General features: G+C 59.7%; 16 protein-coding genes. 9 read left to right on the top strand and 7 right to left on the bottom strand.

What is annotated here, in order from left to right; genetic code table 11:
* Positions 1-592: 592 nt before the first annotated feature.
* The 4 genes from X757_RS1000000165975 (at position 593) to X757_RS1000000169905 (ending at position 4,233) form a co-directional block, all read left to right on the top strand.
* Positions 593-907: a hypothetical protein gene (locus tag X757_RS1000000165975; protein ID WP_023686744.1), complete on the top strand. Its 315-nt coding sequence runs from the start codon at positions 593-595 to the stop codon at positions 905-907.
* Positions 908-911: 4 nt separating this feature from the next.
* A complete protein-coding gene (locus tag X757_RS1000000169610; RefSeq protein ID WP_023728136.1) occupies positions 912-1,076 on the top strand; it encodes a TadE family protein in 165 nt (54 codons plus the stop codon).
* Positions 1,077-1,126: 50 nt separating this feature from the next.
* Entirely contained in the window at positions 1,127-1,537 is a 411-nt protein-coding gene (locus X757_RS135755; RefSeq protein WP_023708223.1) for a TadE/TadG family type IV pilus assembly protein, read from the top strand.
* A 2,507-nt stretch (positions 1,538-4,044) separates the two neighbouring features.
* Positions 4,045-4,233 carry a hypothetical protein gene (locus X757_RS1000000169905; protein WP_373432868.1) on the top strand — a complete coding sequence of 63 codons (189 nt, stop codon included), beginning with the start codon at positions 4,045-4,047 and terminating at the stop codon, positions 4,231-4,233.
* 342 nt (positions 4,234-4,575) lie between these two features.
* On the opposite strand, the gene X757_RS135775 is transcribed toward X757_RS1000000169905, so the two are convergent.
* Both X757_RS135775 and X757_RS135780 read right to left on the bottom strand, forming a co-directional pair.
* On the bottom strand, positions 4,576-5,352 hold the full coding sequence (locus X757_RS135775) for an OmpA family protein (RefSeq protein ID WP_023728133.1): 777 nt from the start codon (positions 5,350-5,352) through the stop codon (positions 4,576-4,578).
* Positions 5,353-5,437: 85 nt separating this feature from the next.
* The gene (locus X757_RS135780; protein ID WP_156933512.1) at positions 5,438-8,740 is read right to left on the bottom strand and encodes a DUF6212 domain-containing protein; all 3,303 of its coding nucleotides are present in this window, start codon (positions 8,738-8,740) and stop codon (positions 5,438-5,440) included.
* Between the two features lie 129 nt (positions 8,741-8,869).
* On the opposite strand from X757_RS135780, the gene X757_RS135785 reads away from it, so the two are divergent.
* On the top strand, positions 8,870-9,883 hold the full coding sequence (locus X757_RS135785) for a glycosyltransferase family 2 protein (protein WP_027049390.1): 1,014 nt from the start codon (positions 8,870-8,872) through the stop codon (positions 9,881-9,883).
* 36 nt (positions 9,884-9,919) lie between these two features.
* Here the strand turns inward: X757_RS135785 and X757_RS135790 are convergent, their stop codons facing one another.
* Positions 9,920-10,159, bottom strand: a complete 240-nt coding sequence (locus X757_RS135790; protein ID WP_023670631.1) for a hypothetical protein — start codon at positions 10,157-10,159, stop codon at positions 9,920-9,922.
* Between the two features lie 201 nt (positions 10,160-10,360).
* Positions 10,361-12,544 (bottom strand): DUF6212 domain-containing protein, encoded by a 2,184-nt coding sequence (locus tag X757_RS135795; RefSeq protein WP_373432867.1) that lies wholly within the window; start codon positions 12,542-12,544, stop codon positions 10,361-10,363.
* A 717-nt stretch (positions 12,545-13,261) separates the two neighbouring features.
* Between X757_RS135795 and X757_RS135800 the strand changes: the two genes are divergently transcribed.
* The 3 genes from X757_RS135800 (at position 13,262) to X757_RS135810 (ending at position 17,341) form a co-directional block, all read left to right on the top strand.
* Positions 13,262-13,780 (top strand): hypothetical protein, encoded by a 519-nt coding sequence (locus X757_RS135800; RefSeq protein WP_023746383.1) that lies wholly within the window; start codon positions 13,262-13,264, stop codon positions 13,778-13,780.
* Positions 13,781-14,055: 275 nt separating this feature from the next.
* Positions 14,056-16,542, top strand: a complete 2,487-nt coding sequence (locus X757_RS135805) for a sulfatase-like hydrolase/transferase (RefSeq protein WP_084629792.1) — start codon at positions 14,056-14,058, stop codon at positions 16,540-16,542.
* 229 nt (positions 16,543-16,771) lie between these two features.
* Positions 16,772-17,341, top strand: coding sequence for a DUF995 domain-containing protein (locus X757_RS135810; RefSeq protein WP_245260687.1), 570 nt, complete (start codon positions 16,772-16,774; stop codon positions 17,339-17,341).
* A 64-nt stretch (positions 17,342-17,405) separates the two neighbouring features.
* Here X757_RS135810 and galE read toward each other — a convergent pair whose 3' ends face one another.
* Both galE and X757_RS135820 read right to left on the bottom strand, forming a co-directional pair.
* Positions 17,406-18,485, bottom strand: coding sequence for a UDP-glucose 4-epimerase GalE (gene galE, locus X757_RS135815; RefSeq protein WP_023670637.1), 1,080 nt, complete (start codon positions 18,483-18,485; stop codon positions 17,406-17,408).
* Positions 18,485-19,522, bottom strand: a complete 1,038-nt coding sequence (locus X757_RS135820) for a UDP-glucuronic acid decarboxylase family protein (protein WP_023670638.1) — start codon at positions 19,520-19,522, stop codon at positions 18,485-18,487. Before X757_RS135820 ends, galE begins: the two co-directional genes overlap by 1 nt.
* A 1,668-nt stretch (positions 19,523-21,190) precedes the next feature.
* Between X757_RS135820 and X757_RS1000000169295 the strand changes: the two genes are divergently transcribed.
* Complete coding sequence (locus tag X757_RS1000000169295) at positions 21,191-21,397, top strand: ATP-dependent DNA ligase (RefSeq protein WP_023693726.1); 207 nt, start codon at positions 21,191-21,193, stop codon at positions 21,395-21,397.
* A gap of 103 nt (positions 21,398-21,500) precedes the next feature.
* Here the strand turns inward: X757_RS1000000169295 and X757_RS1000000169290 are convergent, their stop codons facing one another.
* Positions 21,501-21,938: a hypothetical protein gene (locus tag X757_RS1000000169290; RefSeq protein WP_023822760.1), complete on the bottom strand. Its 438-nt coding sequence runs from the start codon at positions 21,936-21,938 to the stop codon at positions 21,501-21,503.
* Positions 21,939-22,258 lie beyond the last annotated feature (320 nt).

Genomic DNA, 22,258 nt, shown 5'->3' with positions numbered 1-22,258 from the left:
CATAAAGACGCAGGGCTCGGCGGTGCTCAAGGCCGACTGCCTGATCACGGTCGGCGGCATGGTGCTGAACAATCCAGCGACCACAGTCTGCAAGTCCAACATCACCCGAGCCTTGCCGGCAGCCGATCCTTTCTCCGGCTTGGCGACGCCGACAGCCGGCAACCCTTGCAAGAATGTCAATGGCAACAAGACGTCGCAAACACTCCAGCCTGGCACCTACTGCAGCGGCATGAGCCTCAGCGGCAACGTCACCCTGCAGCCCGGCGTCTACGTCGTGCAGGGCGGTATGAAGGTCAACGCCAACGCGGTCGNGTCAGCATGAACGGCAACGCCAAGGTGACGCTGAGCGCGCCTACCTCCGGAGCCTATTCCGGCGTGCTGTTCTACGGCGACAGGACCGGGACTGCGGCACAGAGCACCTTCAACGGCACAGCGGACTCGCTTTTGACCGGCGCCATCTATTTCCCCAGGCAGCAGGTCAACTACCTTGGCAACTTCTCGGGGAACGGCGGCTGCACTCAGGTCGTCGCCGACACCATCCAGTGGTCCGGCAGTACGACCATCAAGCAGGACTGCACCAGCCTCNGTCAGCATGAACGGCAACGCCAAGGTGACGCTGAGCGCGCCTACCTCCGGAGCCTATTCCGGCGTGCTGTTCTATGGCGACAGGACCGGGACTGCGGCGCAGAGCACCTTCAATGGCACAGCGGACTCGCTTTTGACCGGCGCCATCTATTTTCCCAGGCAGCAGGTCAACTATCTTGGCAACTTCTCGGGGAACGGTGGCTGCACTCAGGTCGTCGCCGACACCATCCAGTGGTCCGGCAGTACGACCATCAAGCAGGACTGCACCAGCCTCGGGATGAAGAACATTCCGGCGACGCAATCCGTTCAGCTCGTCGAGTAGCGGGATGGGTGGGCGGACCTTGCGCATTGTCCTGGACAAATCCGGGATAGCTGCCGTCGAGTTTTCCATGTTGCTGCCCATCCTGTGCCTCGTCTGCCTCGGCATCGCCGACGGCTGGTCCTACGTAACGAGTTACCTGCAGATGCGCGCGGGCGTNGCCCCCGTTTAACTTCGGTGTCTTCCCGGACCCGCGCGCGATCAGTCATCAGCAGGTGATCCGTGTCCGCTGAAAGGATCGGATCCAGGTGGCGCCGTGACTGCTCCGGCGCAGCCGGGCTGGAATTCGCCTTGATCGCGCCTTTCCTGGTGATGCTTTTGTTCGGAATCTTCGCCTTCGGCTGGGCCATGAATGCCGTGTCGACCGTCCGCTATACACTGGAAACCTCTTCCCGGGCGCTGCAGCTGAACAACACGCTTTCGCAGAGCGACATCCAGGCCATCGCCACGCAGAAATTGGTGAACCTGGGTCTGAAGAACGTCATTGTGACGATCGCGACCGACCCTGCCAGCGGCGGTTTCAAGATGGCGCATCTGACCGCCAGCTATGCCTTCGTCATCGCTTTCCCGTATTTCGACCAGTATCCGATAAATTACGCCACGACCGTCACGGTGCCCCTGGTTGCCAGCTAGGATACGGCCGGCTTCGTTGAGTTGGCGGCGCTGTATTCAGCTTCCCAAGGCAATGCGTCGAAGTCGGGCTTGTGCCCCGCTTCACGGTAGGCGGCCTGAGTGAGGAAACCTGCTTTGTCCCGCTCCACAACGCAAACAAATGGCGGAGTGCCCGGGCACCTATAAACGCCTACAGCTTTTTCCATGCAACAGGTGTGCTACGGGTGCTCGGAGATGTCGTCCTTCATTACGATGACAGAACAAGAGCGAGGACAGCAGCGGCCCGGCATCACTGAAAGGGTGCGGGTTGGTAAAATTCGTACAACTCTTTTCATTGCGGAGAGAGTTTCGGCGAGCTTATTAATGTGGCGTTTGCCATTGCCTTTTCTGGGAGGCTGCGATGGTTGCAACGCCCATAGATATCGCTCGAGCGGCCACTACGGCCACCTTGCTGATGCGCCAGAAGTCCATGGCGGAACCCGCCACATTTCGCCGGGACATGGATCAATCGCGCAGGGCCATCCGAGCCTCACGCGAGCTTCTGAAGCGCCTTGGTCAACGTCGTCACGACGTGGCGCTAGGCTGGGAAGATGGCGACCCGTCTACTGTTGCCGTCTCCGCATTTCAAGCCGACGTTCTCCGCTCTGCATTCCGAGCCCTAGTAGGGGAAACGGGTACGCCTGAGTGTCAATGGCGCGATTTAGCCAAGGCCCTAGTGCGCGATTTCACTGGGTGCGAGCTGATCGAAACTGGCTTGGTGGATTGGATGGTCAGCAAGTAGCCGCTGCCCGCAGCGGCCCAGCAGCCGTCTGCGGGGACTTTGCAGCGGGCGCGCTGGGCCTGACCGGTGGGGCGGTGTGGTATCCGCCGGCTGGCGAACATATGCGCCTCCTCCCNGCTGAGAGAACGAAAATGGCCGACGCCATGGTTGGGGAACCCGGGTGGGTAGGCGCCGGCCACAAGCGGAACAGGCCCGCCGCGCCACACACATGGCTGATTTGTCATCACGTGGTTATGGTGTGATCGCGTAGGGCTAGACCAGCGGAACNCCATGGTTGGGGACCCCGGGTGGGTAGGCGCCGGCCACAAGCGGAACAGGCCCGCCGCGCCACACACATGGCTGATTTGTCATCACGTGGTTATGGTGTGATCGCGTAGGGCTAGACCAGCGGAACCTAGTAAACGCCGCTTAGTAAGCGATCCTCGACGCGATCGTTCATCGCCACGACGACTTGGGAAACTTGACGGTTGCAGCCCTCTGCGATGTAGGTCAAGTCATGTACATCGGCGCTCCGATCATGAGCAGGCATGCGCCCATCCTACCATATCGCGCTGCCGGTATCGCAAGGCGCCGGCAGCAAGGGGGAGGCGACCAGAGCCGATGTGAAGGGACTAGGCAGCTAATATTCGCTTGCGCTAATTTAAATGTGCCGTAACGTCANAGGCGCCGGCGGCAAGGGGGAGGCGACCAGAGCCGATGTGAAGGGACTAGGCAGCTAATATTCGCTTGCGCTAATTTAAATGTGCCGTAACGTCATGCTCAGCGTTTTTGGGGAGGAGCAACGGTGGGGAGTATGATGAGATTAGCTGTGTTTTGCGCGGCGATCGTGATCGCTGGGACTGGTGTCGCTGTTGCCAAGGAGAAGAAGGTGGTGGTGAGTGACGCCACGGACNGCTGTGTTTTGCGCGGCGATCGTGATCGCTGGGACTGGTGTCGCTGTTGCCAAGGAGAAGAAGGTGGTGGTGAGTCACGCCACGGACCTTTGCTCTACGAAGCACTCGGCCAAGAAGCAGGTGCTCGGGCTGGACTGCAGGCCGACCGGAACCGTTAAATTGCCGGCCGGTGGAACGCCGGAAAAGCCGCGCCTCGGATACGACACCGATCCGTGGCTGGTTAAAGGCCTTTAGACACCAGGCGACGGCAACACAGCGCGGCTAAGGGGAATGTGCGCTGGCGGTGAAGCCTTCTTTGTTCTCTCATCGGTGGAACATTGTCGCCTGGAAACGCTTCGGACGGTGCACTGCCCCATCAGTGCAACGTTCCCTTCCTTGTTTGCACTGGCCGGCTGCCGAAAGGNGAAAACGCTTCGGACGGTGCACTGCCCCATCAGTGCAACGTTCCCTTCCTTGTTTGCACTGGCCGGCTGCCGAAAGGTGGCCGGCTTTTTTGTATATAACCGCGACCTGATGTTTGGGGCTTGTTGATTGGACAGCAGCGAGTGGCCGCTGCTGGCTTAGCGTCCAGGATTGGAATCGGTAAAGGCGAGATCACCAAGGCAGGGATGACCAGACTAAATAACGGTTTCGTCTGTTAGCCGCGACGCCGGCGATAATTGAATTCAGAAGGGCGTCGGCCCGGCTGCCCAACATCAGGGTGCACAGACAGCCGGGCCAAGGCTGGAAAGAGGTTCCGCTCCCGCCCAACCGGGATCGATCAACGCCATACCGCAGTCTGTGGTCTTCGCCGTCGATATCAGGCATCCGCGGGTAGAGCGGCTCNGTTCCTCGCCCGGGGGGCGCCTGCCGTGATGATCTTTGTGCCGTGCCGTGACGGGCTGAGCCACAACGAGGCGGAATATGTGGAGCCTGCCTACGCGGTTACCGGCGCGCGGGTTCTGCTGCAAGCGGCCACCGTCGCCGCCTCTTGGGGGCGACGGTGGCACAGGCGTGAAGAGGCAACCCGTAGGAGTTCCTGGTGCCCGTCAATCACTTCGTGACGTCGGCGGGCTGCAGCGGGTGGTCAAGGATGCCGAGCGGCGGCGGACTGATCGCGGACGTACGATCGACCCACATTCAACACCTGACCCAGCAGAAAAGCCCACCAGACCCCCGGGGCGTCATTGACGCCGCGGGTGATGCAGGCGGTGACGATCTCGTCGGCTTGTCGACATAGGCGATCTGCTGGGCCGCCTCGGCCACCCGGAGGAAATCCCCACGCCCGACATAGACCTTGCCCGTGCCGATCGCGAGTAACTGGTCGAGGAGGGCCTTCCAGCCGTCCAGCGTCGGGTGTGGTGCGCCGTAGCCCACATCGTTGCGGGTCAGCTAATCTGGCAAGCTTACATCAGGGATGCGGTCGCCAGACGATTGCGAACGCCGTTCGGCTTCTGGTCGCCAACGTACTCCACTTTCGTGTCTACCAGACGATCGCTTTCGATCCCGGCTGCGGTTAAGATATCCTCGACCGCCTTCAGGCGCTGCTTGGCCAGTTCCTTGTTTGTCTTTGCAGCGTCGGCGCCGGTGAATTCCGTAGCCGCGAGAGCCGTCAGTTCGACATTGCAACGTGAGTTGCGGATGCTGGCGGCGAACTTCTCGAGGTCGGCCTTGACCCTCGGTGAGATCACATAGGACTGGCTATAGAAAAACAGGTCGACCTGCACAGGGCTGCGCTTCTCATATTGCCGGCAAGATATGCCTTGCTTTGGCAGCGTGTACAGTATCGCGCTCCGCGCCGTATTGGTGTCGGCGGCGCCGTCGTCAACCCAATGCGAAAGCACCAGCACCATTTCGGGCTTGACGCCTTGCGCCTTGAGAAAATCGCCGGTTGCATCGAGCCTGAGACCAGCGATGTCGTAGGCTTTTTTGTAGTTGCCTTCCTTGCTCGCCGTTGCGTAGAGGCGGTAGCCGCAATCGTGCCCAGCATCCTTGACGAAAGCCGCAAGGGCCTTCGCGGATTCCTCGGATATCTTGCCGTCACCTTTTTTGAAGAGGACGCGATGTGCATTCCACTGCGTGCATTTAGACCCCATGTCGCGTTCCTGGGCGGCCGCGCCGAAAGACATTGCGCATCCGGTAATGACAATAAATGCCAGAACAAGGCCCAGCGATTTCTTCATTGTCTTGGCGCCTCCACGCGGACTTAATCTACTACCGCACTTAAACGTCGACAAGGCGCGACCGCGTCCCGACAACCCGCGCCCCTCAGTCCCACACCAGCAACAGCTTGCGCCAGAAAGCATTGGACGGCATCGGCTTCGAGCCGGATGGCAGCCGGATTGCCAGGTAGATCGTCAGCCACTTGCGATCGACCTCCCGGGTCGAAACTTTCAGGTCATGCAGTTCGAACGGTCTCGAGACGCGCGTCCATCCCGAGAATGACAGCGCGCCGACAGGTGCATCGTGTTTCCACACAAGTTTTTCTTCTTGCCTGCCGAGCGCCATGGCGAACTCGAATGGGGATGCTTCATCGTGGGCGATCTCCACTGTCGCGATGACACTTCTGGCAAAGGCCGGGAACGCCGAATTGAGGGCGGCAACAACCGGACCGTGCGTGTTCGGCCGCAGGAATATACCGCCATTGTCGCCCGCGATGAGCAGCGTCGGCAGCTCGGAGGGATAATCCGTCACAAGCGCCGCACGCTTCAGATCATCATTGGTCATTCGGCGCGTGCGTTGGCGCTGTTGGGGTGCGTTGAGGCGCGGGCGCCTGGCATCGTTCGAAACGACATGGCGGATATGGACGCTGGAAAAGCCGCCGAGGACGCGCGCCTCCGGGCGGCTGCCGCCGCATTTGACTGCCAACAACAAATCGCGTCGGCCGGTTGCCGGCGAACTGACCATCGCCCCTATCTCACGCGCCTCGTGCCGTCGGCTGACATCAGCCCAACCGCTCCCGCTGCCAACCTCAAGCAGCCGGGCGAGATTGCTGAAGGTCTGGTTTTCTGCGTCTACGATCGCGAGCTGAAACTGCGCAGAGCCCGTCAGTTCCTCGTCGAGGTAAACCCAACACGTCGCGCCTACGGTGCCCGGCGGGCAGACTCCCTTCAGCAAAGCCATGGTGACATTGCTGCCCCTGGCTTCGAGGAACAACTGGTCTGGAGACTGTTCGACATAGCTCAGCAGGTCCGGATCGGCATCCGGATACGAACCGACATGAGCCAGGCGCATGGGCTCGGCGGAAAGATACTGCTCGCGGTACAGCGAGGAATTCAACTCGGGCACCGTCTCTCCGGTCGCAGCGTTGAGTATTTCAACCACACCCACAGCAAAGTCGCTTCGCCCTGCACGGGCGAGAAGCGAAATTGCGGTATCCGCCCTGCCTTCGCGTGCCGCGATCTCGGCCAGCAACTGCATGGCGTCCGCGGTATTGGCGGGACCTGTACTCAACCTGAGATACCGCTCGTCGTTAACCCGCAGCTCCAGATTCCAGAGATTGAGCTCCTTCTCATGATTGTCGGTGTTCGAGCTGATGGCCAGTTGCACGAACATTTCCGTTTTCGCGAATCGATGCTTTCGAAAGACAGCGATGATCGGCTTGCGATTCCTCAGCCACTCGGCATTTCGATTCATGCCCGTCGGTGCCGACCGGTACCAATAGAGCGGCTCCGGGACAGGGACGATCTCCAGGCCTGCCAGATCCGCGCGAAGGAAAAACTCCCAGTCGCTTGCGGAAAACCCCCGCTCTTCGTTGAGGTAACCTATCTTGTCGAACACCTCACGCCGGAACATCGCATTGGCATCGCCATACGGATTGTTGAGCATGGCGATGTCCGTCGGCCCGCCGACCGGGAAGTAGAGTACATAGCCGCTCCTGGTGTCCGGCGGCACGAAGGGCTCGTTGAGCCACTTGGCGAAGGTCGTGCAGATATCGGCGCCGGAATTTTGCATGCCGGCGACGAACGTACTGACGGCGTTTGGGAACAGCACGTTGTCGTCGTCCAGGAACAGGATCAACGAACCCCTGGCGGCGCGGATACCGGTGTTGCGCGCCTTGCCGAGGAATCCGTTCTTCTGCTGGATGATCCGCCATCCTCGCTGCTCGAACTCCGGTTCGAGTTCCGCCAACAGGTTGATTGCATCGGGATCGGTGCTGCCGTCATCGACGACAATCAATTCGATGTTGGGGTAGTCCTGGCGTCGAACCGAGGCAATCGCCTGCGGCAACAGGTGCACCCGGTTGTAGTGCGCAGTGATGACCGAAACGAGCGGCCGTTGGCTCCGCCTGCGACTGGAGACCTTGCCGGGTTCGCGGGAGAATTTCGCGTGCAGCCCGCTCCAGGCTTTCTCGAGCGCTTCCCGCTTTTGCAGGGGCTTTGCCGGACGAAACGATCGGCTTTCCAGCACAGACGCAATTTTGGCCGCGATGGCGGAGGCCGACGCATCCATCAGGACGGCATCGGCCGACTTCGGATGGAGCACGTCACGAATGCTGCCGACATCTGTCGCAATGAACGGGATCTCTTCGTTAAGGCACGTCATCACTTCCAGCGGCAGCTGAGCCGCTGAGTGCGTCATCGCCACCAGAGCATGACTCTGCCGCAGGTATCTATAGATGTCAGGCTCATCGCGAATGGGCAGGAGCTTCAATTTGAACGGCCATTGCCGCGCACGCCGAACGATCATGCCACCCGAATGCTCGCCCAGGACATGACCAAACGCGCCGACTACCGTCACTGTCAGATCGGTGACGCCGCTGTCGGCCAGACGATCGAGCGCATCGCAGAACAGCGTCAGCCCATCGCGCGCCTCTGTGCCTGAAAAATGAATCACTTCGGCGGTTGGCCGATCCCGCGGCCTGTAGTGATCGACAGCGAAGTTGGAACGCCACTCCTCCGGCTCGAGGGGCGCAGCAATGTGATGGCTGGTGGGCAGCTTCCATCCCGCCTTGGCCATCCAGTCGAGCAGCGACTGGCCAGCGATGACAAGATGGTCGCACGTCTCGGCCGACCTCTTTTCCATGTGCGCGACGGTCATCTGCTCCTTGCGTTCGACCGCCCGTGAATTGGCTTCCAGCTTCCACACAAGGGGCTCATGTGCGAGCACGATGATCGTAGGAGGATCGGGAAAGACACCTGTGCGCTTCGCAAGGGTGGAGAAATGCGCCAGTCCGCCTTCAAGCGCAAAATAGACGACGTCGAATGCATTCTGCTTGAGGTAGTGGTAGGCGGCCAATGAGTTCTTGTCGCAGGACTCCGTGCCGCGCAGCAACTCGGGCGAGGGCGGCAACAATTCGAGCCGCACCAGGAAATTGTCGAAGCACCATTTGCCCAGCCTGACTATTTCCTGATCATCGGGCTGGCTGCCGAGCGGGCTCGGCGCCCAAAGCAGCGTCACGGTATCGCCGGTTCCGGCCAGATGCTGCGCCAGCGCGTAGGTTACCGACCCGTGATCGCCAGTCGCCGTCGAGCCGAACTCAACCTCCGAAACGACACACACATTGCGAGGCTTCTGGCTTGCCTGTCGCTTGCCCGTGGGCATGGCGCCTGCCTTGGAACCAATGCTCAATGCCCCCCCCCTTGTCAGCCCGCTTCGTTCGAAACAGTCTTGCCAACAGTTGGATAACACTTTGATAATCGTTTCGCGGGACTCTCAGCAGCGTACCTGCCTTTCGCGTAAACTGGTTGATGACCTCGGATGGTTGAACTTCGATCCCCAAAACATCTCGCGCGACTGGACGACCGGCCCATTGACGTGACCGATGGCGAGATATTGTGCTTTGTCGGACTGCGCAACGAAGCCCAATTGCTGCGGCAACTTCTCGACCACTACCGCGGCCTGGGCGTCGATCGGTTCTTCTTCCTGGACAATGGCTCCACGGATGGGACCCGCGAATTGATCCTGGAGCAGCCGGACAGCCACTGCTTCCACACGGAAGGATCGCATTTCGCTGAAAACATCGATCCGCCGCGATGGATCAACACGCTCATGAATGTGTTCGGCACCGGCCATTGGTGCCTTTCGATCGACGCCGACGAACTTCTCGTCTATCCCGATTTTGAGCGGGCAAATCTCCAGCAGCTTTGCAGCTACCTCGATTCGACCGGCGTCGATGCTGTCATAGGCTCCATGATCGACATGTACGCCGATGGCCCGTTGGCCGAATACAGCTATGATGGCAAGATCCCGCTTGTTGAAGCTTCACCCTACTTCGACCCGGAGCCGGGATGGCTGCGCCCGCGCGACGGTATGTACCCACCCGAGCAGATGTTCGGTGGCGTGAGGGAACGGGTCTTCTGGCACGGCCGGTTCAAGCAAACTTTTCCCCCGTGCCTGACAAAGGTGCCGATCGTGAAATGGGGGCGCGGCACGCGTTATCACGTCGCACAGCACACGATCAGCAAGGTCCGATTCAGCGAACTGCGCGTCGCATTGCTGCACTTCAAATTCGTCTGGGGATTCCGCCAGAAATCAGCGTCGTCTCTGAGTGAAAATGCGCAGCTCAAGGAAAAGACGCTTGAGGAGCGCGCTGCCTACATGGAGGCCTTGGAGCGCAATCCGAAACTCGCGCTTCGGAACCAAAGCTCCGTCTGCTATCGGGGTGACGGCGCGCAACTCGTCGAACTCGGCTGGATGAAGACCTCGGAGCCCTTCGCCGGTTTCGTTTCGACCCTGGCCATGCAACACCAGCGCAGCGACTACGCCACCTGATGTGCTCGAACTACTGAGGGAAAATCCGGCTGATGCTTATCCGCCGTAGCGGCCGCCGCCTTCACCGTGGCCTTTGCCCTCTTCACCGCCCGCAAACTGGCCCAAACTGTTGAGAGCAAGCGCCTTGCAGGCTGTCGGAGCGTTCGGGTACCGGTGCAGATAATCCTCAAGTGCCTCGATGGTGCCGGTTTTAAGGGCCTGCTCGCAGGCAAGCTCGGCTTCCTTGACGCCAACTTCGGTCTTTGCCTGCGCCGCGTCAGAAAAAGCGACGCTCAACCCCAGCAGACTAAGTCCACCCAACAGTAGAGAATGAATCCTACGCATAACGCACCCCACCTACTCAACCCACTGAAACATTAGCGTCTGTTAACGTTTTGTCAACCATTCTTGGAAGGTTCCACCAACGTGGTTAACGCGCACGACCGATGAACGGGCCTGGCTTGCGCTCGGATCTCCCTTGCCTGGTTGGATCGACGTTTAGTCGCTGAACAGTGTCAGCGTGCGGAAGAACGCATTCGTGGGAAAACCGTTGGACGTTGCGGTGAAACGAACGGCGAGAACGATTGAAAGCAGCATCTTCCTTCGTGTGCGAAGCGTTGCCACCAAGTGATGACGCACAAATCTGTCTTCGATGCTCATCCAGCCTGAGAAGGCGATCGTTTGCTTGCCGATGTCCTGTTGCCAATCTATGGGCTGGTCGGGTCGAGCAAGGGCGAGAGCAAAATCCATCGCCGGCGCATCGGCATGAGCGATTTCGACGGATGCTTCAACCTTCCGGAAGAAGGCTGGAAAATGATGATCAAGCGATGCAGCGACCGGGCCGTCCGCATGCGGACGCAAGAACACCCCGCCGTCGTCCGGTGCGACAAGCAGCAGCGGGAGAGCCGAGACGCGGGGTGTAAGCAACCGCGCACTCCGCAGCATGTCGTAGTCGAGAATGATAGAACCGCCGCCGACATCAGGACGGTCGGCGGCATTGTGGTCTGTGGCGGGGCGCCCAAGCAAAGTGGCAGCCGTATCGGGGCGGCCGATCGACCCAGCAATGCTGGCAAGCTTCTCTATGGCCGCATCGCTGTTCGGCTCGATGTCGCAAAGCTCCAGATATTTCCGATTGCCGGGGGTATATTTCAGGTTTTCGCGGGCACTTTCAATTTCAGACCGGTGCGCGTTCTGGGCAATGGCCAAATGATGCAGCAGGCGGGCGCCATCGGGCAGGCTCGACCTGAACGCCTCCAGGATGGGAAGCCGGTTGTCGTACCAGTTCGACGTCCGAAACATGCCATCCGGTTTCGAGCGATACCAGTATAGCGGCTTTGGAATCGTCCTGATCTTGAGACCGGCGAGAGAGGCTCGAGCAAAGAATTCCCAGTCGTGCATGGCGTAGCCCGGCTTTTCGATCAAGAACCCGATCCGCGAGAAGACAGACCGGCGCATCATCGCATTCGCGTCACCGTAGACGTTATGGATCAGGCCGAGCGCGTCGGGACCACCCAGAGGCAGGTACTGGATCAGCCCGTCGGCGCGATCTTCGGGCACGAAATCCTCGTAGAAGATCAGTTGGAACGCAGTGCAGATGTCGGCACCCGATGTAGCCATCGCACGCAGGAAATGATCGACGGCCTCCGCAAACAGCGCGTTGTCGTCGTCGACGAACAGGATCAGCTCGCCATGCGAAGCGCGGATGCCGGCATTTCGCGCCGCACCGAGGTGCTTGTGCGGTCGGCGCAGAATCTTCCACCCGCGCTGACGGAAGGTCGGTTCCAGCGTATCCAGCAATCGCCTGACTTCATCCAGGTCGCTTCCGTCGTCGACCAGAACCAGTTCCAGGTGATCATAGGTTTGCGCTTCGATCGCAGCGATTGCCTGTTTAAGATAGAGCGGCCGGTTGCGATGGGCCATGACAATAGAGACCAGGGGTGACGACCCGGCACTTTTGTCGACGCGCCAGCGCCTAGTTGGCGTCGGCAAGTTGCGCGTATCCAGCCAGGACTGCCGACATTGGCTCAGGCTGTCGACAGGCAGTGGGCGAGGCGGGTCGTCGAGCGCCGCCGAAATGGCCTGCGCCAACGCGGCGGCGTCAGGATCGACCAGCCGCGGCTGCCTCGCCTGCGCACTCCAGCGCTCGGCGTTCGCGTCGACATTGGTCGCAACGAAAGGCAATCCCGCCTCGATGCATGCGGCAACGGTGCCGCCCGTCGATGCGGCGTGGGCGGGGATGACGGCAATCGCGCCGGCCCGCGCGACGTAGTCGAGCTTTGCGGCGGGGCTTGCGTGCGCCAACAGGTTGACCTTGAACGGCCACCGCTCGGCGCGTCTCAGCAGCAGTCCACCGCTGTGCTCGCCCATGATCTTTCCAAATGGACCGAATGCGGTGACCGTCAGCCCTTTTGGCGCCATTGGCGCTATGATGTCGAGCGCGTCGCAAAGCAGCGTCAGGCCATCGCGGAAGCGCCATCCGGCCAAGACGGCAAGTTCTCCGCCCGTCGACGATCGCACACCGGCTGGAGCGAGACGATGCTGCAGCGGCAACATCGGCGTCACGATCGCCTTCTTCACCTTCCAACCCTTCGACAACATCCAGTGTCGCAAGGCTGCGGACACACAGATCGTCCGGTTCGCCATCTCGGCGCAGTATTTCTCCATATAGGCGACGGCAATCACCTCGGCGCTGTCGAAGAACGCCTTGTCGGCTTCATGTTCCCATTCTTCCGGAGCGTGAGCGACGACCACGATCGGCGGCGCGGCAAAAGCCGCAGTCTCGACAGCTAGCAGCGTGTAGTAAGGCAGCCCGCCCTCAAGGGGCGCGTAGACCAAATCGTGGCCGGACCGTTCGAGATAATGCAGCACAGCGGCGGACCGGCTCTCGGGTGTCGTCAGCCAAGGAAGCAGCTGATCGGACTTGTCGAGAATGACCAGCCGCACCGATGCCGCCTCCAGCTCGCGGTGGCGCGCGGCCTCCTCCGTTGGAGCATCCCTGCCTGGAACCCATAGCAGGGTGACGTCGTCCCCCTCTTCGGCAAAAAGCCTGGCCAACTCGACCATGGCGCCATCTTCGCCGCCATGGTCGATTGCATTCGTCACGACGCAGACGCGGCGAGGCTTGCCTTCCTTTGACCTCCTCCGCTCCTTGCCACCAACGGCCATCCGACTTCCTCTGATCCAAATCCGCCGATTGCGCTACGCAGCACAGTCATCTGCAATGATGCCTGCGACAGGTTTACTTTTCAGTGATCATGCTTCTGCGTCATTGGTAAACCAAATCGTCAATCAGGTTCTAAAACGACTGCATAATCGATCGACTGATTCAAATTTAGCGACACGGAATATTCAATTTTTACGCCTCCCAGCTAGTCATTGACGGCATAGCAGGAGGCGCAAATGAAAACGACAATGAAGTTTCTCGGTGCGCTCGGTTTGATCGGCGCACTGGTCTCGGCAAGCTCCGCAGGAGAATTGCTGCGTCCGCGCATCAGCCTTGGCACGGCCAACGTCAAGACCATCAGTGGCGATCGCGGCGGCTATGTGATCGACTATGCCATTCGTGCGCTAAAAATGCGTCGCAGTGGCACTTTTGTGCGGTTCAACGGTTCGTGCGACTCGGCCTGCACGCTTTATCTGTCGATGCCCAAGAGCAAGGTGTGCATTACGCAGAGCGCGTCGTTCGGCTTTCACCTGCCGTATGGCGTTTCTGCGCGCGGCAATCAGGTGGCCGCGAATTTCATGATGAAAAACTACCCTGGCTGGGTTCGCGGCTGGATCGCCAAGCGTGGGGGGCTAAAGAGCTCCATCGCGACCATGACATACGCGGATGCGAGCCGCTTTCTGCCGACGTGTCCTTCCCAACAGCAGGGCATGACCGTCGCGAGCCTGAGCCCAACGCGTCTGCGCGGCGGCTGATTGCCTGCGCAGTACTGAAACGTCATGACGGCGGGCGGTCGACGGCGCCCGCCGTTCGTCAATTCATATGGCGGGTGCCCAGTTGATGGAACAGCTCACCTGGGCACAACGCCTCGCCGATTATCGCGTGGATTAACCAGTTCTCAAGAGACGTGGTTAACGCAAGCTCCATTTCATTGACTCTTTTTTAGCGCAAGCCGATTCTGCGGGTGGGGGTTTGAAGGCTGTCGGCCATTGTTTGGGGCCGAAGCGCAAACTGGCGGCGGGTAGTTTGTATGAGCATCGGCGGCAGTAGGGGGTCGGCGAGCCGACCTGAGAGCGGCCTTACGCAGTCGAAGGCGGGGACCGCTTCGGCGAAGAATGTGCGCTTCCGGCGCAGGAGCCTGCGGGTCATCTGCACGGGCCTGTTGTCGTGGCTGCTTTTGGGTGTCTACCGCGGCGCAATCATTGATCCGCAAACCACGGTTTTAGGCCTTTTGGCGGCCGTCCCCAAGGGATTGGCATCGAGCTACTATGACCTGATTGTCGTTACGTCCCTGACTGTGACGACTTTGATCCTGCTGTTCCTGGCAAAGGCGAGCCGTCTCGGCTCAGCAATCGTCGTCTTGCTCTTCTATGTTGCTATCGTGGTCTCTCTGGGCTGGGGATTTGCCAACATCAATCTCGTCAAAATGCTGGGCGAACCGTTCACGTTCCAGTGGCTGGTCTATGGCGACTTCCTGCAGAATGCCGATGCCAGGAACGCGATGGGCGACGCGCTCAACATCAAGGACTTCGCTACCCTTTCCGGGTCCGTCATCCTGGTGCTCATTCTTGGCTATGCCGCGGCCAGTTTGTGCCAGCGGCTGAGCGCCGCTGGCTACGGGGCCTTCCTGGGCGTGCTCGTTGTGTGTGTCGGCGCTGCCATCGCCGGTAGTGGACACCACGTACGTGCGGAAGCGCTGCCGGCGGCCGAGATCGACAATCCGATCCTGTATTTTGTTAAATCGGCCCTGCTCAATCCAACGCCGGTCGTGCTGACGATGAATGCCAGCACCAATGACCCGGATGTCGCCAGCGTCGGCGAGCGACCGCCGGAAACGTCGACCTTCAAGGCGCCGACGCCGAACCCAATCAAGAACGTGCTGATTTTCATGATGGAGTCGGTGCCATCCAAATACATCGAGACGTTTGGCGGCAAGTATCCGGTCACGCCGAATATGAAGAGGTATGCAAAGGACTCGATACGATTCGACAACATATATGCGCACGCACCGTCCACGCATTACTCGATATTTTCTCTGCTCACCTCGATGTACAACGACATTTCATATTATGGCATGACGGCAAGGTATCCCTATCTGCCGCTGGACTCGATCTCCAACACCTTGTCCAAGAACAATTTCCGCACAGGGTTTTTCTGGAGCGCGGATTCCCGATTCCAACGGGTCGATGAGTTTTTCCTCAACAAGGGACTGGATGTGGTCCAGGACTACCGGGGGCAGAAATGCGGCACCCCGACCTTCAAGCTCAGCTCCGAGCAGTGGAAAAACATGGACTACAACAGTGACCTTTGCACGGCGCAGTCGATCATCGATTGGATGAACAAGGACGAGGCAAAACCTTTCTTCGGCATCATGTTCACGGCGATGACCCATTACCCCTACATCACCGACAGCCCGATGTTTTCGAAGATGGCGCCTTCCTCCGATGGCAACACGCTGGTCCACTACTCGGACGACCAGAAATTCAATGCCTATCTCAACGCCCTGAAGGTCGGCGATACGGCCCTTGGCGAGATCCTTGAATCGCTCAAGCAGTCTGGCAAGCTCGATTCGACGCTGGTGGTCATATTGGGCGATCACGGCGAAGCGTTCGGGGAGCATGGCGACTACATTCATGCCAGCGCGATTTACGAGGAAAACATCCACATCCCGCTCATCATGATCAACAAGCATCTCTTTCATGATGAAGTTGCTCACCCGGTCGGCGGCATCGTCGATATCGCCCCGACGATCTTCGACATACTCGGACTTGCGCTGCCCAAGCAGTGGCAGGGGCGCACTTTGTTCAGCGAGCAACGGCCAAACAAGACCTTCTTCTTCAATCCCTGGGCCGGTTTCCTGTTCGGCTATCGCGAAAACGATCGAAAGGTCATCTTCAACGCGACCACCGGCAAGGTGGAGGAATACGACCTCAAGGCCGATTCCGATGAGCGAACCAACCTCTTCACTGATACCGGGGATCGAAACGCGCTGCTGCAGCCCATCGCCGGATGGGTGCAATCGCAGAGAGAGCGCGTGGCCGACCTGGTGGCCGCCGCGGCGAAAGAGACAGGACGTTGCGCCATCACCAGTCTGGAGGTCGACGCTGCCGGCATTAATCTCCGGGGCGCGCCTCGGTTCGATGTCGTGGTCGACGGAAAGACCACAGCCGAGATCGACGTCCCGGGCAAGGAAAGCGTCGCATCGACGCCGGAAGCCGCCATGGCGGAGCTGATGCAGGCGTCAACCCTGGCCAAGCCGTTCCACATCGATCTCAGCAGCGTGCCTAACCCGAAGACGATCGAGCTTCGCTACACCAACGACCTGTGGGGCGGAGACGGCAAGGCAGGTGATCGCAATCTGTTCATCAAGAGCGTCAAGGTGAACGGTCAGTTGGTGCCAAACACCAGACTGCGTGTCGACGAGCAATCGCACGGCTACACCGACGACAACGGGACCGCCATGTACAGCAACGGCTCGCTATGGGTTAGCGGCCCGTTCGTCGAGGGATGTGTATAGCGTGCCGCGTGGCAGACCGTCGTCCTCGATTTGCAGCCCGTGCGCGCCGCGGCAGACACTGACCGTCCTACCGGTTGACATCTTCGAGGGGTACTCACTAGCATGCGAAACACTGACGGTTGCAGCGTGGAGCCACTTGTCAGCGCAGGACGGACCGGGCCCGTTCTTGCGGTATGCTCGGCTGGTCGACGCCCGCTTGGGAAGCGAACATTGAATGCGACCGCTCAGCATGACGAACAGGACCGGATTGCCATTTGAGTCAGCGAGCCGGGCGAGGCGACATCGACTTGCCATCTCGTTTGCGCCCGTCCTGGCCATTTGGTGCCAGATGGCGCTTTGCGGAGCCGCGCACGCAGCTGGTCCCAAAGACAGCGGCCCTGCAGATGCCGTTGCCGTTCCCACGGCTTTCCAACTTCAGCTTGTTTATGCTGACCGCACGTGGATATGGGATAACGGAGCGGCCTATTTCGGACAGAAGGATCGACCGGTCCGGGCCTGGACCTCCGAGCAAGACACGGCTTCTGTCGGCGAAGGCAGATGGCATCTGAGCAACGATGGCAAGATGTGCATGGATCTCGTCTGGCGGTCCAAGACCTACGCCGCAGCGCCGATCCGCACGTGTTTCAGCCACCGCTTCCGGAGTGGGACCCTCGAACAGCGCAAGGATCCGGACGGTGTCTGGTACAGTTTCCGGCACTCTCCGGGAGACCCTTCCGACGAGCAACGAAAGTTCGAGGAAGGCGATACAAAGGGCGCGCAGTTCGACAAGATCCGTACCTCGATCGATTCCAAAAGTTGAGGCTCGCCGAGAAGCTCACCCACCTCAATGAGCCCACGTCCCCGACAACGACAAACAGGGACGACTACAAGCTTTGCGAGCTGGTGATGTCCTCCGATGCATTTGGTATTCCTGGCGAAGTTGACCGGCGGCGCCTCGCTGTCGGCATCGGAATTGTGAACGCGGTGGCCTCCAGCCCGAAGAACGGGGCGGCTGTCCTGACGATGGTATCGATGTCGGAAAGTTCCGGCACGAAGCCCAGGTGTTCGCGCGCTTTGATCGGGTCCGCATAGAGCTCCGCCGGGTCTCCCGGGCGCCCGGGCCGGAAGACAACCGGAACCGATTTGGACGTCATCCGGGTGACCGCCTGGAGAATCTCCTTGATCGAAACCCCGCGCCCGGTGCCGAGATTGACCGACAGGTTTTCGCCACCCGCCTCCAGATGCATGAGAGCCCTCAGATGCGCGCGGGCCAGATCGCTGACATGGATGTAATCGCGCACGCAGGTGCCATCCGACGTGTCGTAGTCTGTGCCGAAAACCTCGATCTCGTCGATTGTGCCTGATGCGGCCATGAGCACGCGCGGGATCAGGTGCGTTTCAGGCGAGTGCCACTCACCGAGCTCGCCGTCGGGATCGGCGCCGCAGGCGTTGAAATAACGCAGGATCGCATATTTCATTCCGTAGGCGCTGGCATAGTCGCTGATGATCTGCTCGCCCATCAGCTTGGTTCGCCCATAGGGGCTGATTGGATTTTGCGCCAAGGTCTCTCGAATGGGCAGTGTTTCGGGAACGCCGTATGTCGCGCAGCTGCTTGAAAAGATAATGTTTTCGATAGAACTCGAGCGTGCCGCGTCAAGCACCGCGATGGTACCCGACACATTGGTCGAATAGTACTCTGCGGGCTCGTGAACAGACTCGCCCACATAGGCCAGCGCAGCAAAGTGGATGATCGCTTGCGGCTGGTAGGTGCTGATCGCCTGCTGTAGCGCCTCCCGGTCCCGGATATCGCCGACAACAAGCGGCCCCCAGGCAACGGATCTCTCGTTGCCACGGCTCAGATTGTCAAAAACGACGGGCAGGTAGCCGGCAGCTGACAACAGCTTGCAGGTGTGGCTGCCGATGTAACCGGCCCCACCCGTCACCAGGATTGCCGGGCGGCTCATTACATCGCAGCTTCTTTGACGCGCCGGTTCGGGTAGAGAAGGGCGTCAAAATACGCCGTGGTATGCGCGAGCCCCTGGCTCAGGCTGATCTTTGGCTCCCAGCCAAGATTTTCCCGGGCAAATGAGATGTCCGGCCGACGCTGCTTGGGATCGTCGACCGGCAGCGGCCGATGCACGATCTTCGAACGTGAGTTGGTGTATTCGAGCACCTGTGTCGCCAGTTCCAGAATGGTGAATTCGGCAGGGTTGCCGAGATTGACCGGGTGCTGCGGTGCGCTCGGTGCGTTCATCAACTGGATAAAACCTTCGATGAGGTCGTCCGCGTAGCAGAATGAACGGGTCTGCCGGCCGCTGCCGTAGACGGTCAGGTCGTCACCGTGCAATGCCTGGACGATGAAGTTCGAGACGACGCGGCCATCGTCTGGTTGCATGCGGCGGCCATAGGTGTTGAAGATCCGTGCGACGCGGACATCGAGGCTATACGTTCTCGAATAGTCGAAGAACAGCGTCTCGGCCGAACGCTTGCCCTCATCATAGCAGGATCGCGGACCGTGCGGGTTGACGTTGCCGAAGTAGCCTTCCGGCTGCGGATGTACCAGGGGGTCGCCGTAGACTTCGGACGTCGAAGCCTGAAATATCTTCGCATTGTTCCGCCGCGCGAGTTCGAGCAGGTTCAGCGAACCAAGCACGCTTGTCTTGAACGTATGGATCGGATTCGCCTGGTAATGCGGCGGGGACGCCGGACAGGCGAGATTGTAGATTTCATCGACCTGGAGATCCACGGGCAGAGGGTCGACAATGTCGTGCTCGATGCACGTAAATCGCGGATCGCGCACGAGGGGATTGAGATTGTATCTTTTGCCGGTGTGGAAATTGTCCAGCGCGAGAACATCGTATCCATCCCGCAAAAGACGCTCGCACAGATGCGAACCCAGAAATCCTGCCCCACCGGCAACCAGCGCGCGACCCTGATTGGAATTCGCGCCCCTTCGGCTGTTCCCGGCCCCGAGTTTCAGAACATTGACAGTTCTACCCATACTCCACCCCTTCGCCCTTACGCTCTGCGCACACTACTGCCGGCCATAGCGTTGCCGGGCGACGTTCCTGAGAACGTCACAAACCTTCCGCTCCCGCGGAATCGTCCACTCCTGATGTCTGTCGATTGCTTTTTGAGTTGCTGGGCGGTGCTACTCGGCTATTAGCTGCCGTTCAGCATCCGATACGCCCCGAAACCGCGGTCACGCGCCTGATGCCACCATCGCCCATTGCTCGCCCAAATTGCACATCCCAACGTTTCGAAAATATACCTGTGCAAAACATAGTCAACTAAATTAGCGAATCGTTAACCGTGTTCATTCGGGAGTGGTTAATCGCGGGGCGGCAGCGCAGCCACATAAATCTGAGGATTGGGCTATAAACTTGAAAGTACCACAGTAATATAAAGACCATTTTTCTGATCTTTCGAGGGGCGATCGCCGGAAAGTTGATCATCAAGACACTCTCACCTGTGCAAAAAATAGGCAGATGTAAGACTAATACTTACGTTAGCAAACTTTATACTAAGAGAGGTGTAGCATTTGAAAATATCGAAAATATTCGTAGATGCGACCTTGTCAATAAAATCTTACAAGCCAATGCGGTTGGTTCCCGAAGCGTGCCGAAATCCCCGCCAGTTCAGCCCTCAACTGCCCGACGAGATCTTGCGCGACGAGCGGGGGTGATCGCGACCGATAGCCCCGGACGCCTACCTCTTTCACCGTCGGCCCGTGATTGACGCACACAACCGCTCTCCGCAGTCGTAGCCTTCGTTGGCAGATGCAGCATACCCCAATAACCCGGTCCATTCTGAAGCGATCCGCGTATGGTTTGCGGATGTCGGAAGCAGAGATCCAGTCGAAGCCGCGCGAAAACGGTCGTCGTCCCTTCTGTCGAACGGCTGTCTCAGGATGACTGTGGCCGGCAGCGAGCGTGGAGATGCCAGGATATGTGCTCTGCCGAGCTTACCGCGGCTGATCCCTATTGATCGCGGCAGCTTGCGGCCCCAAAAGCTGCCTGGCGGGAATGCGCCTCATATCGGCCGATAGGGCGTTCCTATCCGTGCCGATAAGCGGACGTCGATAAACAACCCGCCATGAACGGCTTTCGTCATCAGGGGTCGCCCGAGGCGTTTGTAGCGTTCGGATCGGGCGGGCGGGTTGATATGAGACCCGGCGTCTTGGCGATTTAGAATGGAATCGGCCGCTATGAGCGCCGCAACCGTCTCCCTGTCCTGTTGCCGGCGCTCGCGGGAGTGTAACCCTGTGCCGGGTGTCCTTGCCCGGCGCAGGGTAGGTTTCCACGCCCGCTCAACTGCTTGACGCCGGATTGTTTCAGAGGCCGGCTGGAAACGTGCCGTNGCGCAGGGTAGGTTTCCACGCCCGCTCAACTGCTTGACGCCGGATTGTTTCAGAGGCCGGCTGGAAACGTGCCGTGCCCACTTTCGATCGTTGCCAATTGACCACTAAGGACTGCACCATTCTTAAGGTCGTGCAGGAGCGCCACCACGCCCGCAGTGACACATTCTCGGATTTACTTGACCGGAAGATTACGAGCGCGATTGTGATGTTTTCGGGAAGACATCCCCGAACGTGGTGACCCTCAGCACCCGCGTCGCCTCTCGGGTAAATGACGGCCCTGCTGAAACCCGTATCGTGGCACATGACGAGATGCGCGGTCTTGTTGGCATGCTTTTCTCGAAGCGCCGCGACAGCAAATACCGCAGCGGCCGGTCGACCGCCTGGCTGAAGATCAAGAGCTATATGGTTGAAGAATACGATTTGCTCGGCGTCGAGCGTGAAGCTGGCAGGCCGGCTTTCGCTCTGATGGCTGAGCGCCGCACCGGCGTTATGTCGGAAGCGCATTCGTCACCTTGAACCGGGAAATGCGCGAGAGGCTATGGAAACGCGTCCAGGAGCACTCAGGCGGCGCCCAAGGGCATCATGAAGCGGCCGGCGACGCAATCGGTAAAGCCGGGCCTCATTGGACGCGTGAAGCACCTGCGCGGCGAGGATGGCCTGCGTCATGCCTCACTGCAGGATTTCCGCGAGGAAGATTGAACGCTATATCGGAGCCATGCCAGCAGCAGATCGCCCTACCGTCCGCTTCGCCTATCAACGCGGCTTTCAGGTCCTCGACGGAAGCGCGATCCTCCAGACGTTCGAGAAACAGGACGAGGCGTTCAAGTTCGTGCTCGGCCGAGGTGCTCGCGTTTGGCTGGCATGGTCGCGGACCATCATAGGAGGGCAGACGGCGCCCTTCGATTTCGCCGCAGCGTTCCAGCAGGAAAAGGTCGGCCGCATCATGAAGACGATGCACGGCCCAGCCGCAGGCACTTGGTTCTGGACCTGCCATGACGGCGGCGCGCACGGAACAGTCGAAACGAAAGATGAGGCTGTTGTTGGAGTCGAGCGGCATTCACGCGGCGCATCGCCGGGGCGCAGATCTACGCTAACCGGCCAGCGCGATCCAAAGCCAAAGCCTAGGCCGCTGGTGAGGCCTAGGAACAGCTTGCCGGCCCCAGCATGGTCCCAATTTGGGACGAATATGTTTGGCACCCATATTGCATCCACATCTTTCGCCGGCTGATCCCCGGTCCTGATCGCGTACTCTGATCAGGTGTAAGGCTCGCCGGGCTCGAGGTAGTTGGGGTCTTCGCCCGGCGAGTTGTCTACCAATGCGCAGTCACAGCCACACGGTGACGCCATACTCCGAAATGCCGCAAGCATTCCGCAGTT

Source organism: Mesorhizobium sp. LSHC412B00, assembly GCF_000503035.1.
Taxonomy (GTDB): Bacteria; Pseudomonadota; Alphaproteobacteria; order Rhizobiales; family Rhizobiaceae; genus Mesorhizobium.
Note: the sequence above shows the minus strand (reverse complement) of the source record. Positions and strands in the feature narration are given on the sequence as shown.